This is a genomic window from Cupriavidus sp. CuC1, from assembly GCF_044627735.1.
In the GTDB taxonomy this organism is placed as follows: Bacteria; Pseudomonadota; Gammaproteobacteria; order Burkholderiales; family Burkholderiaceae; genus Cupriavidus; species Cupriavidus ulmosensis.
On sequence record NZ_JBIUHC010000215.1, the window covers coordinates 1 to 14,069 of the forward strand.

Consider the following 14,069-nt stretch of genomic DNA (forward strand, 5'->3'; position numbering starts at 1 on the left):
CAGACAGCGACGCTGGCCGGTCGGCTCGCGGCCGCCGAGCGGGCGCAGCGCCGGGCCGAGCGGGCCGGAGCCGAAGCGGCGCTGACGCGCCAGCTACTGGCAGAATTGCGCGTGGCGCTGCGCGAGCGGACGGGCGCGCGGCGGAAGGCCGGTGGCCAAGGGCCGATCGCGAATGAAGAACCGGGTGCGACGGCGCTCCCCCTCAACCCACATGACGGCAACGATGGCAACGGAAATTAAGCGAACGGACGCGATCCGCTGGATCCGGGTGCAGATGCTCGAGTACGGGCTGACGATGGAAGAGTTGGAGGCGGCCGGGTGCTTTGCGCCGCCGCCGAGCCCGCGCTCGGTCTGCTACCGCAATGCCGAGGGGCTGGGCTGGGACGGGGCGGGCGAGATGCCGGACTGGCTGCGGCGCGCCGTCAATGCGGGGCAGACGGTAGAGTTTTTCCGCGTCGGGTAGCACAAGAAAACGACCCTGCTTGTTTCGAGGCCTGCGACGGCGTCGAGAATTGGGTACGCCGAGGTGGGGTCCATGCCCGATGGCGTGAAGTTGGGGGCATGCCAAGATTCGCCCAAACCGCTTTCACATGCGCGCGTCCCTCGCGGTGTGGCGACAACTCCCGGGCGCCTGCCATGGCCCTTGTGATAGCGGGCACATCCCCTTCTCGCAGACCGGGCCGCTGCTGACCTCGTAGCGCCGCAGGCCGGTGATCTTCTTGGTGATCGGAACATGGGTCGAGAAGTAATATGAATCGAACGCCGCCGTGTCCGCAGGCTTCTTGTATAGCACCACTAGCTTTGCCATCGTGGTTTCTCCAAACGTGAGTTAGATAGAGCCTGAGCTTGCTCAGTGTAGCTTTCTCATAGCGTGTGAACCCCATTTCTGTGAGGACACGTATCGTCCGGTGCGCTTGATGCATAACGGTACAAAAACTGTGGTTCGCAGCTATTTTTTGGCCGCCGGTCCAGCCAGGCTTGCGTGCGGCCGGCCTCCGGCGATGCGTCGTGCAGCCAAACGCTGAATGTGGAGAGAAAGATCCCAGTCAGCACGACCTCTTCCGCCTCCCGGCGCAAGCCGGCCGCCGGCAGGCAGGCGGCCTCCCGGATTCATTGCACGGTGCGGCTGATATGCAGCAGGCCTTGCGCCTGCAGATGCAGGTGCTCCGGCTGCAGCTTGTAGCGCAGCCTCGGCCGTGAGCCGCCGACGCGGCGCCAATGCCTCCAGCCAGGCGAGGATGGCCAGCGAGAGACGCGCGCGCGTGGACAGGGAATGCCAGCCTTCGCGCTGAGTTGCGCAAACCAGCGCGAGGTCCGCCCGGCCGAACCAGGCCTCGGCCAGATCGTCCTTGTGCCGGTAGTGCCGATAAATGTCGGCCAGCCCGATCTCCATGGACGCGGCGATCTCATGCAGATGCAATGCGTCCCATCCGCCGCGCTCAGCCAGTATCAACGCGACCTCCAGAATCCGGTCGGGCAGATCAGCGTGCTGGTTCATGGCTTGCTCTTCCTTGAGAATCCGCGCCCGCTCCATTTCCAATGGATAGCGAGCTGGCGCCGGAGCGGCCAGTCGCACCGGACTTTGGCACTAGCCGTCTCGACAAAGCTGGCAGGCGGTCTATCTTAAGGGTGTGTCACTCTGTGCCGCTATCCCGAGAGCCGCCATATACGCCACATTTGTCGCGTCCCCTGAGCCGCGGCGGGCGCGCCGCCGGCTTGGACGGAACGGCAGCCATGCGCATGGGACATGATTCGCCCTCCCGGGAAAGCTACGACGACGCCCTGCTCGGCATTGTCCGGGGGATGTCGTCGGCACTGCAGCAGCAGGGGACCGCCGAGGTGCTGGTCTCGCTGGATAGCACGCTCGAAGGCGACCTGGGCTTCGATAGCCTGACGCGCGTCGAACTGCTCACCCGCGTCGAGCAGCGCTTCGGCATCAGCCTGCCCGAGCAGGTTCTGGCCCAGGCCGACACGCCGCGTGCCCTGCTGCGCGCCTTGCTGGCCGCACAAGACCTGCCCCCTGGTACGGGCGGCTCGCTCCCGCGGCGTGCCCGGCCGCTGCCGGCGGCCCAGGCTCCGGAGAGCGCCGCCAGCTTGGTTGATGTGCTCGGCTGGCACCTGCGCCGCCATCCGGACCGCACCCATATCATCCTGCAGGACGGCAGCGGCGAAGACATCCCGATCAGCTTTGCGCAGCTGCACCAGCGCGCGACGGCCATGGCCACGGGGCTGGCCGAACGGGGTCTGCGTCCGGGCATGGCCGTGGCCATCATGCTGCCCACCAGCCCCGAGTACTTCTACAGTTTTTGCGCCGTGCTGATGGCCGGCGGCATCCCTGTGCCGCTCTATCCGCCCGCGCGGCTGGCGCAGATCGGGGATCATCTGCAGCGCCATGCCGGCATTCTGGCCAACGCCCAGGCACCGATCCTGGTCACGGTCGCGCAAGCCAGGCCACTGGCCGCGCTGCTCAAGGCCAGCACCGGCACGCTGCACGACGTGCTGACCCCGACGGAGCTGGCAGCGGGCACGGGCGGCGGCGCGCCGGTGCATGCGATCGTGCGCGCGCACGATATCGCCCTGCTGCAGTACACCTCCGGCAGCACCGGCTCGCCCAAGGGCGTCGTCCTCACCCACGCCAACCTCCTGGCCAACCTGCGTGCCATGGGAAAGGCCCTGGACGTCGGCTCCCAGGACGTCTTCGTCAGCTGGCTGCCGCTATACCACGATATGGGGCTGATCGGGGCGTGGCTGGGCAGCCTCTACTTCGCCTATCCTCTGGTCGTGATGTCGCCGCTGGCCTTCCTGGCGCGGCCCGAGCGCTGGCTGTGGGCGATACACAAGTATCGGGGCACGCTGTCGGGCGGACCCAACTTTGCCTATGAACTCTGTCTGCGCAAGCTGGCCGATGCGGAGCTGGCCGGACTCGACCTGGGCAGTTGGCGCTTCGCCTTCAATGGCGCCGAGCCGGTAAGCGTGCAGACCATGCGCGCCTTCCAGCAGCACTTTGCCCGCTACGGCCTGCGTCCGGAGGCCATAGCCCCCGTGTATGGGCTGGCCGAGGCCTCACTGGGCCTGAGCTTTCCTCCGCTGGACCGTGGCCTGCTGGTCGATCGCATCGGCCGGACGGAATTCATGCGCGCCGCCAGGGCTGTCTCCGCGGCGGAGCAGGATAGCGATGTGCTGGAGTTCCCCGCGTGCGGCCGGCCGCTTCCCGGCCATGAAGTACGCATCGTCGATGCCAGCGGGCGCGAGTTGGCCGAGCGCCACGAGGGGCTGCTGCAGTTCCGCGGCCCGTCGGCCACCAGCGGGTATTTCCGTAATCCGGATCAGACCCGCCTGCTCTTCGATCACGACTGGGTGAACACCGGGGACTACGCCTATATCGCCGGCGATGATGTTTTCATCACCGGCCGCGCCAAGGAGATGATCGTGCGCGGAGGCCGCAATATCTACCCGTACGAACTGGAGCAGGCGGTCGGCGCCATTGCGGGCATGCGCAAGGGCTGCGTCGCCGTTTTCGGTTGCCCGGACCCCGGCAGCGGCACGGAACGCATCGTGGTGATGGCCGAAACCGCCGTGAAGGACGTGCATGCGCGCCGGATGCTGCACCGGCAGGTGCTGAAGACGGCCCTCGACGTGCTGGGCCTGCCCCCCGACCACATCGCCCTGGTCCCGCCGCACAGCATCCTGAAGACATCGAGCGGCAAGATCCGCCGCGCCGCTTGCCGGGAGCGCTTCGAGCATGGCCGGCTCGGCTGGGGGCAGGATGCGCCCTGGCTGCAGATCGCCCGCTTCGGATGGCAGGCGCTGCTGCCGCAAATGCGGCGCATCCGCCAGACTGCCGCGGGCCTGGCCTATGCCTGCTACGCCTGGACCATGTTCGCCGCGCTGGCCCCGGCGACCTGGCTGGCCTCGGTTGCACTGCATCGGCCGCAGCTGGGCTGGGCCGTCAGCCACCGCGCCGCAAGGCTGCTGCTCAGGCTTGGCGCGATACCCTGGTTCGTGGACGGGGTCGACCGCCTGCCGCGCGACAAGCCGTGCATCCTGGTATCGAACCACGCCAGCTACCTGGACGGCATCGTCCTGGTGGCGGCCCTGCCCAGGCCGATCTGCTTCGTGGCCAAGCGCGAGCTTCAAGCCCAGCGCATTCCGGGCGCCTACCTGGCCAGCATCGGCGCGGATTTCATCGACCGCTTCGATAGGCTGCGAGAGCACGAAGACGTGGAGCGTCTGGTGGCGGCGGTGCGCGCCGGGCACTCTGCCCTGTTCTTCCCGGAAGGCACGTTCGGGCGCACCCCCGGCCTACAAAGCTTCCGCACGGGCGCCTTCCTGGCGGCCGCGCGCGCCGGCGCGCCGGTGGTGCCGGTCGCCATCCGTGGCACGCGCTCCGTACTGCGGGACGGACAATGGCTGCCGCGGCGCGGGCCGATCGGCGTGGTCATCGGCAGCCCGCTGTGGCCGGATGGCGACGACTGGCCCGCCGCCGTGCGCCTGCGCAACACGGCGCGCAGGGAGATCCTGCATTATTGCGGCGAGCCGGATGGCTTGCGCGTGCCACACCGGAGCTCCAGGCAGGCATAGATCCATGGCCCATCCGCGGCGATCGCCATCTGACGCTATGACGCGAAGCAGCGCAGCGTCTTTGTCACATTAGATCCCGCCAGGCCAACGCAGATGATGGCGTCTAACGGTACACCAGCACGGGGATCTTGCTGTGGGTCAGCGCCTTCTGCGTTTCGCTGCCGATCAGCACGCCCTGCACGCCGCGCCTTCCATGGGATGCCATCACGATCAGGTCACAGCCCCTGTCTTCGGCAGTCTTGATGATGGCTTCATACGGGTGATCAACGACCAGAAAGGTCGTGTCGCATGTCACGCCGGCGGCGGCTGCCTCCAGTGCGATCCCTTCCAGATACTTCGTCGCTGAGTCCGAAATCTCCTCGGCGAACAGCTCCCTGCTGTCCGTCAGCATTTCGGTGTGATAGGCGAGAACGTGATACTTTGGGCCGACTCGCAGCGCCGTGACCCGGGCTTTCATTTCCTGCGCCAACGCGAGTGCTCTGTGGAAGGCGGTGTCGGACAAGAGGGATCCGTCGACCGCCAGCAGAAGATGCATACAGTCGGTCGCCGGGCTCGCCGTAGGGGCACAACGCTGGTGCCAATGGAACTGGCGCAACGGATCAACCGACTCGTCGAGGATTGGCCTGCCCCTGCGATCGAGGAACGTCAGGCGCCGGCAACCCATGCCAGGATGCTCTGTCGGTTGCGGCTTCACCGCTCGCCTCGTCTGGGTCTTCCGGCCGTCGAGGATGGCGCGCACCATGGGGGCGCTGAAAAGGATGGGGCGTTCTTTGGTCATGCTAGGATTCCTCGAAACGCTTGGAGACAGTCATGACCGTTCACCTCTTTCATGAATTCCCCGCAGACGAGCAAGAGGACGTGAAGGCGGCATGCGCTCGATTTGGGTTTATCCCGCTGGATTTCGAAATTACTGATGAGGATGCTTATCCTGTCGGCCCCGCGGCAATACATAGAGAAGTTAGGGTTCTGAGATTGATCAATGGAAAGTTGAGCTTGTACGATGCCGGGCCTGGAACGGCCTGGACTGTGGCATTCGAAACGGAGCTTCAAGCAGGTGCCTTTGGGAGGCCCTAATTTGAGACGCCCGTCTTGGGTGTCTGCTGCTGGCCGCTGTTGGTTAAATGAGGCTGCGTGGGTCATGCTGTCACCCCCATCCGCTTCACTTCCTTGGCGAGTTGCTGGCACACGACCACCACGCGCTGGCAGGTCTGCACGTCAAACCATCCAATGTGGCATTCCTCGACGTTGGCGATGCCGAGCTGCCCGGCCAGCCAGCTGTAGGCCTCCGAGCGCGACATGCGCTGGCTCTGCCAGATCGGGTTGAACACCGCCTTCGCGCGCGTCCTTGCTTGCCGCGTTGGCGCATCCGCCAGAGTGCCCAGGGGGATGTTCGTGAACGGGTGCATGCCACGTAGGCGTTGCAGTTCTTGCCCGTGCAGCGGTAGGCCCACGGCCATTCGCCGTACTCGCGGCCATAGATCTCCGCGTTACTGACGATCGCCACCGGCGAGGCACAGAAATGGCAGTGCGTCGGTGCCGGCAATGGGTTCTTGACGCGCGCGATGGCGGGCGGGACGGGTTCCAGGGGGTCTTGGGACCGTTCACGCCGCGCTCCCGGGAAATTCGTCGTGTTGCACGCCGTCGAGCAGGCGGCCGGCGCGCTTCTTTCCGGACATTTGCAGCCGCGTCGGCGTGTGCCCGTTGACAGAGTTTAGGAAGGCGTCGTTCTCGCCGGCGGTGTTGATGCGCAGGCGCGCGATTCCCGCGCGTTCGTCGATCAGGTAGCCCAGGCTCTCGGGCTCGCGTGGAACCCACACACCCCATTGCTTGAAGAGGAATGGCACGCCGGCCGCCGCGCACTGGTCGCGCAGTCTCCGGGCCCAGTCTGGATGCATCGGCCGCGCGCTCGCGCCGCTCTCGCCGCCGACGATCACCCAATCGAGGAACTTCTGCTGGCCCGTGCCGCGACAAAACGGGCAGCGTGCGCGCTCGTAGTGGGAGCGGTCATTGCATCGGTCGCCGTTACAGCAGTGATTGCAGCGGTCACCGCCCCATAGATTCGTGGGGAAGCGCAGATCCACCGGCCCGAGCAGCGGCTCCATACTGAGGAACCGCACGCGCGCCGGCACCTCCAGCAGCTTCGGTATGTCGCGGTCGGCCTCGGCCTGGTTACAGATGGTGGCGCCGAGCCAGACGTTGGGCCAGGGCACATCTGTCCATGCGGTGAGGCCATGCGACAACTCGCCGAGGGCTTCGTCCAGCATCGCGTGCGTTGCCGATCCGCTTCGTCAGCAGCCAGTCGAGATTTGGCGTGTCCGCGATCAACTGCAGGAGGTCGACGCGCCACGCCGGGTCCACCGCGTTATCGAACACGTCGGCCAGACTGGCGCAGAAGACGCGCCGGCGGCGGCCGTGCGTGGCGAAGAACTCGGCGTGCTGCGCGTTCCAGCGAAGCGGCAACTTCCCAACTTCCAGTTGGCGGCTGACGTGCGGTGGCGGTCTTCCTTGGCGCCCCAGGTCACGCGGAGCGCGCGCGCCGGCGTCGGCACCTCGGCATAGCAGTGGTCGCACGCCGGCGATACCGTGGTGCAGCCAATCCAGGGGTTGAACGTGGCGTCGGTCCACTCGATTTTGGTGCTCTCGCTCATGCTACGATCCTTGTCAGCCTTTGGAGATAGTCATGAATCGCCTTACCGAATACCGTGGGTTCGCGATCAACGCTGATCTGGTTAGCACCTCCGAGGACATGTTCGATGTCTGGTTCCAGATCGAAGGTCCGATGAAGCCGCCGGGCGCCGCAGCATTCGGCAAGCGAATCAAGGTCCATGGCGGCCCGTTCTCCCGTCGCTGGGCGCATCTGGTCGCGGAAGTGGCGGGCAGAGCTGCGGTGGACGTTATTCTGGGCGTCTAGGAATAGGCACATACCGCGATCCACGTCCGGCTTTCTACTCACCCCGTCCCCATCATTCACTAGAATTCTGCGAAACCAACCAGGGAGACGGCCTTGGGCGAGCGCATGGCATGGGTATCCGAGGAATATCGTGGGATGTACGTCCATGTCATGACCTTCTGGATTGTTGGCATCCCAGGCGCCAGGCCGCCGCCTGGCCAGAAATGGGGGTATGAAGTCGAAATCCGATACACAGCCGAGCCCGATGACGACGCCATCTACGGCCCCGCGTCGGACCATAGCGATTACTTCACCAAGGCAGCTGCCGAGCAGGCCGCATTGCACTATGGCAAGCGAGCGATCGACGTGCTTCTTGCGCTTGGTTGATCTCACCCCGCTATCCCCATCCGCCTCGCTTCCTTCGCATGCTACGATCCACCGGAACGTTGAAACGATCCGTCGCTGGTGCGACAAGTTTGGCGCGGGGTTCGCGCATCGCGTGAAGACGGCCGGCCGCAAGCCGGGCAGCACCTGGCATCTGGACGAGATGTTTGTGACCCTGCGCGGCGAGCCCTACCTGCTGTGGCGGGCGGTCGACGAGCATGGCGCCGAACTCGACATCCTGCTGCCGCAGCGGCGCGACAAGGCTGCCGCCAAACGCTTCTTCCTCCGCGTGCTGCGCTCCTGCCCGGTACCGCGCAAGATTGTCACCGACCAGCTGCGCAGCTACACCGCCGCAAAGGCCGACATCCCGGAGCTGGCCGGCGTCAAACATGTATTCGTGAAGGCCACCGCCCGCGTGAACAACCGGGCGGAGAACAGCCACCAGCCGACTCGTGAACGCGAGCGGCGCATGCGTGGATTCCGCGACCCGAAGCGCACGCAGGCCTTCCTGTCGAACTTCGGTCCGATCCGGCAGCACTTCGCGCTGAAACGGCATCTGTTGCGTGCTTCGCTCTATCGCAAGCACCTCGCTGGGAGATTCGCTGCCTGGTACGAATTCACTGACGTGGCCCAAAATCCGTCAACCGCTTCCTGAGCAGCGGGCTCGCTCGCCACTGACTTGTCTTGCTAGCGGCAAGTTGACAGTGCCGGGGAAACCTATTGGACGCCGAGCCTTACTGCAAGCCGCGCTGCACGCGGCTACCGCCAGAAATCGCATTGAAAGTACGAATACCCGAAGATGCAGCCGCCGGGAAAATGCTGCACATGCACGAAGTCGATGGCCGGCAATTTGCCGTATCCGACGATTCCCAGTCTGCGCTGGACGCGGCGACCCGGGAGGCCATCGACAATGCCAAAGATCGCAGCCGCTGACGCGGCACTGGGCCCCAGGGCGCACTGCTTCCGGTGCGTGGTCTGCGGGCACGTATCCGCCGGCCGGATTCCTGGGCGAGGCAAAGGGGACGGCAGCTTCCGTTCCCCCTCACCGCCGCCACGAGCAGGACGGGCAGATTTGTCCTAGCTGCTTCGAGGAAGCGGAATGGATTTAGGTCGGGCAGCACACAAAAGGTTCTGGCCCGGCCAAAGCAGCATAGACCTTCTCCCGGGCATAAACTGGAAGGAGGCGGCGGCCGCAGTGTGTCCTGGCGCCCAATTTGTTAGCCGCCGGGCAGGCTCCCGAGCGTGGCGGGAGCCGGCTGCGCGGCGATAGCCACGCCACGCCGAAGCTGCCTTCTCAAATGCCATGAGTTACATTCGCGCGCCGTTCACCGACGATCAGGTCCAGAAGCTCAACGAGAACCAAGTCGGCCTCGGCGGCCCGGTTCTGCGTGCCTTCACCTGCAGGAACAGCGCCGACCATCGCCACGGAGTCGAAGGTGGCGCCCCTGGCATCCTGATTGCCACCAGGTACGGCTGGGTTTGCCCACACTGCAACTACAAAAGGGACTGGGCATTCGCAATCATGGCGACCCGGTTGACTCGCCCGCCGACCGCCATCCAATCCTTTGTCTATACGACGCCCTCAATCGAGAAGGCCAACATCCTCCTCGGTCAATATGAACGGCTTGCGGCAACCGAGCGCCCCGGCGCCGCCGTGATGGTCGCCTGCATCAAGAGTCGCATCGCGGAAATGTCGCTCCCCGGGTTCGGCACTATCGAGCTCAGCGAGATCCCCACTGACGCGGTGGTGAGACGATCAGAAGGGCGTAACTACCGGATCGTCTCGGGGCAATCACATCTCCAAGCCGCCCTGCGCCTGACCGGCCGCGCGCTAGTGACGGATGCTGTCACCCATGAGCAGTTACACGTCCATGACATCGACGGCAAACTGTTTGCCATTCCGTCCGATGCCCAGGCAGTGCTCGACTCAGAAACGCTTAAGGCGATCGAACACGCCAAGGCCGACCCGCGCGCGAGACGCGCGTGAACTCGTTTCGCTGTACGCCGCACTGCTCTCGCATGGCACGGATCTCGATGCGAAGAGCGTTGCTGCGATGATTCCGCGATCAAGGTCAAGAAGGCGGGGTGAGTGCCGCCTCGAACCGACTGGGCAGCGGGCAGAATTGTGAACTGTCGCAACGCGCGACACAAGACGCTGTCTCACCTGATTGCGGGACTGTGCGCGACCTATCCGATTGGCGCGGTGGCTAGGCAAAGTGATATCGCGCCTAGTTGGCCCGCCGCAACGCAATTCACTCGCTGGTTGTAAAACGGGAACGCTTGAATGGCGGGGTGTTACCCAGGAATCTCCCCGACGATGAGTGGCGAACAATGAACATACGAACACTGATCACCGTTGTGGGCCTGATTCCCATGCCTGCTGCACTTGCGGTGGGGCTCCAGAAATGCACGATCGAGGGGCACTTCGCTCGCTTTGTAGGGAACGCTCAGGAACATCTGTTTGTGAATGGCGACTGGGCCTTTATGCGGGTCTACGCCTCGATCGACCCGTCCGACCGGCTTGATGACCGGAATCACCGCCAAATCCGGGCGCAGAGTTTTCGGGTTGTGGTGACCGACCTTCCCAATGAGGAGCTGTACCACTTCGATCTCATTGACCAACAGGGCGAGGTGGCATTCCCGGGAATTTCCTATGCCTGTGATCCAGGCGATCACTTCGACCAAGCAACCACGGGACACTGGCGACGGCTGCCAATGGGCGGCAATCCGTCGAAATCGAAGCTGCAGCTCGATCGATGGGACCCGGCGAACAACCGATGAGTCGCGGTGAGCCCCGCATACCTACTGGAGGCCGGCTCCCTGCTCAATGCGAAAAGCGCCGCCGGCGGGGACGTCCAGGCGCAGGGGGATGTCCGCGCTTCAGTCGATCCGCGCGAAGTCCCCGCAGCCTATGGGCGCAGCCGGTCTAAGTAAGGTACGCGACGTTTCTAACGCACATTGCTTGCACTGGTTGGGGCGGGAGGCGGCAGCGCGCCATCCCATCATTCTTTCAACATAACTTTTATGCGACGAAACTTGCTTGTAGCGGCTAAGCGGTAATGTCCGATTCTAGCGAGCGGCTGGAGATCACCGATTGGCAATTCTGATGGCTGCTCAGCGATACAGGCAGGAAAGGTCCGTCCGGGCTGGTCTCCCGCCGATTGAGCGCGCGGCCTGTCTTGGAGGGCTGCTGAAAGCAACGCGCACGCGGGTTCTGTCGCAGTAAGCATCCGGTAGAATTTGGCGATATTGAATTCGGTGCAGTGATACGGGCATGAATCCGGAAGTCGCGAAGGTCTTGAAGCGCCTGCACTATCCGCTGGACGTGATGCTGACCTGCGTGCGCTGGTATGTGGCCTACCCGCTCAGCCTGCGTCACCTTGAGCAGATGATGGCCGAGCGCGGCATCGCAGTAGATCATTCAACCGTGCACCGCTGGGCGATCAAACTACTGCCGGCACTGTACAAGGTGTTCCGCCGACGAAAGCGGCCAGTGGGCAAGAATTGGCGCATAGACGAGACCTATCTCAAGGTCCGAGGCGAGTGGAAATATCTCTATCGCGCGGTGGACAAGCATGGCGATACCGTTGATTTTCTGTTGCGTGCCAGCCGGGACCACGCCGCCGCACGGTGCTTCTTCGACAAGGCGATTGACCAGAACGGCACCCCCGATACGGTGACCATTGATGGCAGCACCGCCAACCTGGCCGCGCTGCATGACATCAACTCCAAACGGGAGGCACCCATCGTCATTCGGCAGGATCATCGGGCCATCAAGCGCGTCACTCGGCCGATGCTGGGATTCAAGGATTTCCGCTGCGCCAGCATCCTTCTCGGCGGCATCGAACTGATGCACATGATCGCCAAGGGTCAGCTGCGGCGTTCCGAGAGGAGCAATGCATCCGTCGCTCAGCAATTCTACGCGCTGGCCGCATAAGCAAAACCACTCCCGCCGAGTTCGGCCGCCTACGCGCCCTTATCGCGACAATTCCGCCCTTCGCCATGAGGGAGCGCGTTGGCTATACTCACCTAAGGAACTTGCGGACGATGAAGATAGCAACACCAAGTCCCCCTGTGGCGCCACTAAGGCGACAATGGCATTCTCCAGTTCGAGAGAACAGGCGTCACCGAACCCGCAGACCCAAAGACAGAGTGCTCATCCGCAACAGAGGCGAGCCTACCCATGACTGCAAAAGAATCCTTTCAGTCCCTTCGGTCGCACATCCTGTCTCTTGAAGACGAATTCACTGAGTGCCGTATCGTTGCCGTAGCCATCGCCAACGAGAACAATTGCTTCGCTCTGCGTCGCGTTGTTCTTGACAAGCATGGCACCATTTGGCTCGTCGGTTCGCCTACTTCGAGTAGTCACACCATCTCTGCTGCATGGAGTCATACCACCTACCAGTTTTGCGTCCAACCATCCACCGATGAAGTCCAGAAGGTCCAGTTTCTTGATCAGTCGGGCGCTCTCAAAAGTATCCTATAAGCATAAGGACTCGCGGGTTGCGGTCTGGCCCCTGACTGTATAAGGATGTGGTACCCGGTCCCGGAACGAGAAAGGCTGGGGAGCCGTGTCGAGCGGGATTTCCGTTAGCATCCCGACTACACGACGTGCCCAAGCAACGCCTCCTGGATGGCTCGTAGTGCCACTAAAATGTCTTTCCCGTCAAGGCTAACGTAGTGCCTATGCAGAACGTCGAAGCGCTTCGCGGTATCGCGTATCAAACCTGAGGCTTGTCCGCCACTCACCAGCAGGATGCAAGCCACCACGTCTGCGTTGGACGGACGAGGAGCCAACAATGAAACTGATTGAGCCGGACGAACATCGGGCATTCCTTGCTGCCCTGCAGCATAACGGTCTGGCAGAAGATGATTTCGAGCTAGCTGAAACCGATACGACGGACCCAAAGGGCGACGAAAACTTTGGTCTGCAGGGCTATGTCGCAGTAACCAGACGATCAACTCGAGTTACGCGGGAATACCCCATCGGCTACGAGACAGATTGGGTGCAGCGCTTCAGCAAAGATCTGGGAGCCTGCGCATTCGATAAACTGGAATGAGATACCCCAGGCCATGAGGCGCGGGGGTAGGAAAGCCCGCCACCTGGCAGATAGGGATACTAGCCTGGAAGGCAGCCAAACTCGAAGGTGGTTGGAGCGTGTCCGAAGCCGGCAGAAGGATACTGCACATTGTCAGTGGAGATAGAACCATGAGGGCGCAGATTGATGAAGGCACCCTGGAAATCTGGGGAGAGAACCCGACGGAAACCTGGGCGTTGGGCAGGTGGCATAAAGAACACCGAATCAGTGCTGGCACGGTCAGTATCTACCCGGTCTCGCCAGAGATAGAACATAAGCCGCTACTCGGGAGCATGGAAGGGCTGGTAGTGGACGCCCACGACCAAGAGACGGATATGCTCACGGTTAGCCACCGTCCCAATGGTCTTTTAGTGGATGCGATTGACTTGGCGCCGTTTCAGATTGCGCGGATTGCACTATCGATGCTCCTGGGAAGAAATCCACTCTCTATCAAAGTGGGAGACGTTCTCGACTTTTATATCCATCCGCAGTTTGGTGAGTGGGTTGATGACTACAAGAAAGAGATGGAAACGCAAGCGACGAAGCGTTCGCTGACTTACCCCGGGTAATCGCGAGCGGAAGACTCCGCAGTCATCCTTGACCTTGCCTCGTTTCCATTCACGGCAAGCCATGCAGAATTTCTTATCCTTGAATTGACAAATAGGATATTGCAATCATTGCCGAGCAGTTTTGAAGCGGGCGAGTGAATCCAATCCCCTACGTGACGCGATATGAACCGTGCGGCCCGCACAGCCGAAAAGGAGGGAGATAAAAACCAGCTTAAAAGGGACATCCGCAGGCACCTCCCGGAGCACTACCACGCGTTTTTCGTCTTCGAATACGTCACCACCCCGCATGGCCCAGCCCTGGGTCGGCAGACAAAGCTGTTTTCGATTTCGCTCTTGCCGGGCAGATTGGCATCTTCACTTGGGTTGACCCGGGTCAGCGCGCCAGCAGCAGTCTGCGTCGGATGGTGCCAGCCTTCGACCACGTTGCTCACAAAGAACTGAAACCCTCTTTCAAGGATTCCGGTTTCATGTCAGCCCGCCTACGTGTGCACAGCCATGGGCGATGCCCAAGGCCCGCTCGGCTTACATCACGCGACCTTGACCTCAATGCGGCTCGGTTGCGCGTAT

Annotated in this window: 17 protein-coding genes and 4 pseudogenes; 14 read left to right on the forward strand and 7 right to left on the reverse strand. The window is 62.9% G+C overall.

Annotated elements, in window-relative coordinates:
* Nucleotides 1–240, forward strand: a pseudogene (locus ACGLHR_RS46660) (KfrA protein); the annotation flags it as partial.
* Entirely contained in the window at nucleotides 224–463 is a 240-nt protein-coding gene (locus tag ACGLHR_RS46665; RefSeq protein ID WP_400102569.1) for an H-NS histone family protein, read from the forward strand. The pseudogene ACGLHR_RS46660 and the gene ACGLHR_RS46665, both read left to right, overlap by 17 nt.
* 123 nt (nucleotides 464–586) lie before the next feature.
* On the opposite strand, the gene ACGLHR_RS46670 is transcribed toward ACGLHR_RS46665, so the two are convergent.
* Genes ACGLHR_RS46670 through ACGLHR_RS46680 form a run of 3 tightly spaced genes read right to left on the reverse strand, consistent with a single transcriptional unit; the run spans nucleotide 587 to nucleotide 1,498 of the window.
* Complete coding sequence (locus ACGLHR_RS46670; protein WP_400102570.1) at nucleotides 587–808, reverse strand: EthD family reductase; 222 nt, start codon at nucleotides 806–808, stop codon at nucleotides 587–589.
* A gap of 56 nt (nucleotides 809–864) precedes the next feature.
* A complete protein-coding gene (locus ACGLHR_RS46675; RefSeq protein WP_400102581.1) occupies nucleotides 865–1,014 on the reverse strand; it encodes a hypothetical protein in 150 nt (49 codons plus the stop codon).
* Nucleotides 950–1,498, reverse strand: coding sequence for a TetR family transcriptional regulator (locus ACGLHR_RS46680; RefSeq protein WP_318235320.1), 549 nt, complete (start codon nucleotides 1,496–1,498; stop codon nucleotides 950–952). The genes ACGLHR_RS46675 and ACGLHR_RS46680 overlap by 65 nt, the downstream gene beginning before the upstream one ends.
* Nucleotides 1,499–1,734: 236 nt before the next feature.
* Between ACGLHR_RS46680 and ACGLHR_RS46685 the strand changes: the two genes are divergently transcribed.
* Complete coding sequence (locus ACGLHR_RS46685; protein WP_400102571.1) at nucleotides 1,735–4,581, forward strand: AMP-binding protein; 2,847 nt, start codon at nucleotides 1,735–1,737, stop codon at nucleotides 4,579–4,581.
* A 103-nt stretch (nucleotides 4,582–4,684) separates the two neighbouring features.
* On the opposite strand, the gene ACGLHR_RS46690 is transcribed toward ACGLHR_RS46685, so the two are convergent.
* On the reverse strand, nucleotides 4,685–5,116 hold the full coding sequence (locus ACGLHR_RS46690; RefSeq protein WP_400102582.1) for a universal stress protein: 432 nt from the start codon (nucleotides 5,114–5,116) through the stop codon (nucleotides 4,685–4,687).
* 275 nt (nucleotides 5,117–5,391) lie between these two features.
* Here ACGLHR_RS46690 and ACGLHR_RS46695 point away from each other — a divergent pair, with 275 nt between their 5' ends.
* Nucleotides 5,392–5,655 (forward strand): hypothetical protein, encoded by a 264-nt coding sequence (locus tag ACGLHR_RS46695; RefSeq protein ID WP_400102572.1) that lies wholly within the window; start codon nucleotides 5,392–5,394, stop codon nucleotides 5,653–5,655.
* Nucleotides 5,656–5,717: 62 nt separating this feature from the next.
* On the opposite strand, the pseudogene ACGLHR_RS46700 reads toward ACGLHR_RS46695, so the two are convergent.
* Both ACGLHR_RS46700 and ACGLHR_RS46705 read right to left on the reverse strand, forming a co-directional pair.
* Nucleotides 5,718–6,085 (reverse strand): annotated as a pseudogene (locus tag ACGLHR_RS46700) (zinc-finger-containing protein).
* Nucleotides 6,086–6,182: 97 nt separating this feature from the next.
* Nucleotides 6,183–7,229: pseudogene (locus ACGLHR_RS46705) on the reverse strand (phage Gp37/Gp68 family protein).
* 32 nt (nucleotides 7,230–7,261) lie between these two features.
* Between ACGLHR_RS46705 and ACGLHR_RS46710 the strand changes: the two are divergent.
* From ACGLHR_RS46710 to ACGLHR_RS46755, 10 genes and pseudogenes are all read left to right on the forward strand, one after another.
* Nucleotides 7,262–7,492 (forward strand): hypothetical protein, encoded by a 231-nt coding sequence (locus ACGLHR_RS46710; RefSeq protein WP_400102573.1) that lies wholly within the window; start codon nucleotides 7,262–7,264, stop codon nucleotides 7,490–7,492.
* A 93-nt stretch (nucleotides 7,493–7,585) separates the two neighbouring features.
* Nucleotides 7,586–7,858 carry a hypothetical protein gene (locus tag ACGLHR_RS46715; protein ID WP_400102574.1) on the forward strand — a complete coding sequence of 91 codons (273 nt, stop codon included), beginning with the start codon at nucleotides 7,586–7,588 and terminating at the stop codon, nucleotides 7,856–7,858.
* A 55-nt stretch (nucleotides 7,859–7,913) separates the two neighbouring features.
* Nucleotides 7,914–8,510 (forward strand): annotated as a pseudogene (locus ACGLHR_RS46720) (IS6 family transposase); the annotation flags it as partial.
* A gap of 65 nt (nucleotides 8,511–8,575) precedes the next feature.
* On the forward strand, nucleotides 8,576–8,788 hold the full coding sequence (locus tag ACGLHR_RS46725) for a hypothetical protein (protein ID WP_400102575.1): 213 nt from the start codon (nucleotides 8,576–8,578) through the stop codon (nucleotides 8,786–8,788).
* Nucleotides 8,789–9,158: 370 nt separating this feature from the next.
* The gene (locus ACGLHR_RS46730; protein ID WP_400102576.1) at nucleotides 9,159–9,842 is read left to right on the forward strand and encodes a hypothetical protein; all 684 of its coding nucleotides are present in this window, start codon (nucleotides 9,159–9,161) and stop codon (nucleotides 9,840–9,842) included.
* A gap of 344 nt (nucleotides 9,843–10,186) precedes the next feature.
* Entirely contained in the window at nucleotides 10,187–10,636 is a 450-nt protein-coding gene (locus ACGLHR_RS46735; RefSeq protein ID WP_400102577.1) for a hypothetical protein, read from the forward strand.
* A gap of 493 nt (nucleotides 10,637–11,129) precedes the next feature.
* Nucleotides 11,130–11,792 (forward strand): IS6 family transposase, encoded by a 663-nt coding sequence (locus ACGLHR_RS46740; RefSeq protein ID WP_400102578.1) that lies wholly within the window; start codon nucleotides 11,130–11,132, stop codon nucleotides 11,790–11,792.
* Between the two features lie 246 nt (nucleotides 11,793–12,038).
* Nucleotides 12,039–12,341 (forward strand): hypothetical protein, encoded by a 303-nt coding sequence (locus tag ACGLHR_RS46745; RefSeq protein WP_267601625.1) that lies wholly within the window; start codon nucleotides 12,039–12,041, stop codon nucleotides 12,339–12,341.
* 313 nt (nucleotides 12,342–12,654) lie between these two features.
* The gene (locus tag ACGLHR_RS46750; protein ID WP_400102579.1) at nucleotides 12,655–12,915 is read left to right on the forward strand and encodes a transcriptional regulator; all 261 of its coding nucleotides are present in this window, start codon (nucleotides 12,655–12,657) and stop codon (nucleotides 12,913–12,915) included.
* Nucleotides 12,916–13,064: 149 nt separating this feature from the next.
* Nucleotides 13,065–13,502 (forward strand): hypothetical protein, encoded by a 438-nt coding sequence (locus ACGLHR_RS46755; protein WP_267601627.1) that lies wholly within the window; start codon nucleotides 13,065–13,067, stop codon nucleotides 13,500–13,502.
* A 245-nt stretch (nucleotides 13,503–13,747) separates the two neighbouring features.
* Here the strand turns inward: ACGLHR_RS46755 and ACGLHR_RS46760 are convergent, their stop codons facing one another.
* Nucleotides 13,748–13,933 (reverse strand): hypothetical protein, encoded by a 186-nt coding sequence (locus ACGLHR_RS46760; protein ID WP_400102580.1) that lies wholly within the window; start codon nucleotides 13,931–13,933, stop codon nucleotides 13,748–13,750.
* Nucleotides 13,934–14,069 lie beyond the last annotated feature (136 nt).

Excerpts from the sequence above, each read along its gene's own strand:
- ACGLHR_RS46665 (WP_400102569.1), top strand. The coding sequence starts at position 224 with ATGGCAACGGAAATTAAGCGAACGGACGCGATCCGCTGGATCCGGGTG.
- ACGLHR_RS46670 (WP_400102570.1), bottom strand. The coding sequence starts at position 808 with ATGGCAAAGCTAGTGGTGCTATACAAGAAGCCTGCGGACACGGCGGCG.
- ACGLHR_RS46680 (WP_318235320.1), bottom strand. The coding sequence starts at position 1,498 with ATGAACCAGCACGCTGATCTGCCCGACCGGATTCTGGAGGTCGCGTTG.
- ACGLHR_RS46685 (WP_400102571.1), top strand. The coding sequence starts at position 1,735 with ATGCGCATGGGACATGATTCGCCCTCCCGGGAAAGCTACGACGACGCC.
- ACGLHR_RS46690 (WP_400102582.1), bottom strand. The coding sequence starts at position 5,116 with ATGCATCTTCTGCTGGCGGTCGACGGATCCCTCTTGTCCGACACCGCC.
- ACGLHR_RS46695 (WP_400102572.1), top strand. The coding sequence starts at position 5,392 with ATGACCGTTCACCTCTTTCATGAATTCCCCGCAGACGAGCAAGAGGAC.
- ACGLHR_RS46710 (WP_400102573.1), top strand. The coding sequence starts at position 7,262 with ATGAATCGCCTTACCGAATACCGTGGGTTCGCGATCAACGCTGATCTG.
- ACGLHR_RS46730 (WP_400102576.1), top strand. The coding sequence starts at position 9,159 with ATGAGTTACATTCGCGCGCCGTTCACCGACGATCAGGTCCAGAAGCTC.
- ACGLHR_RS46735 (WP_400102577.1), top strand. The coding sequence starts at position 10,187 with ATGAACATACGAACACTGATCACCGTTGTGGGCCTGATTCCCATGCCT.
- ACGLHR_RS46740 (WP_400102578.1), top strand. The coding sequence starts at position 11,130 with ATGAATCCGGAAGTCGCGAAGGTCTTGAAGCGCCTGCACTATCCGCTG.
- ACGLHR_RS46745 (WP_267601625.1), top strand. The coding sequence starts at position 12,039 with ATGACTGCAAAAGAATCCTTTCAGTCCCTTCGGTCGCACATCCTGTCT.
- ACGLHR_RS46750 (WP_400102579.1), top strand. The coding sequence starts at position 12,655 with ATGAAACTGATTGAGCCGGACGAACATCGGGCATTCCTTGCTGCCCTG.
- ACGLHR_RS46755 (WP_267601627.1), top strand. The coding sequence starts at position 13,065 with ATGAGGGCGCAGATTGATGAAGGCACCCTGGAAATCTGGGGAGAGAAC.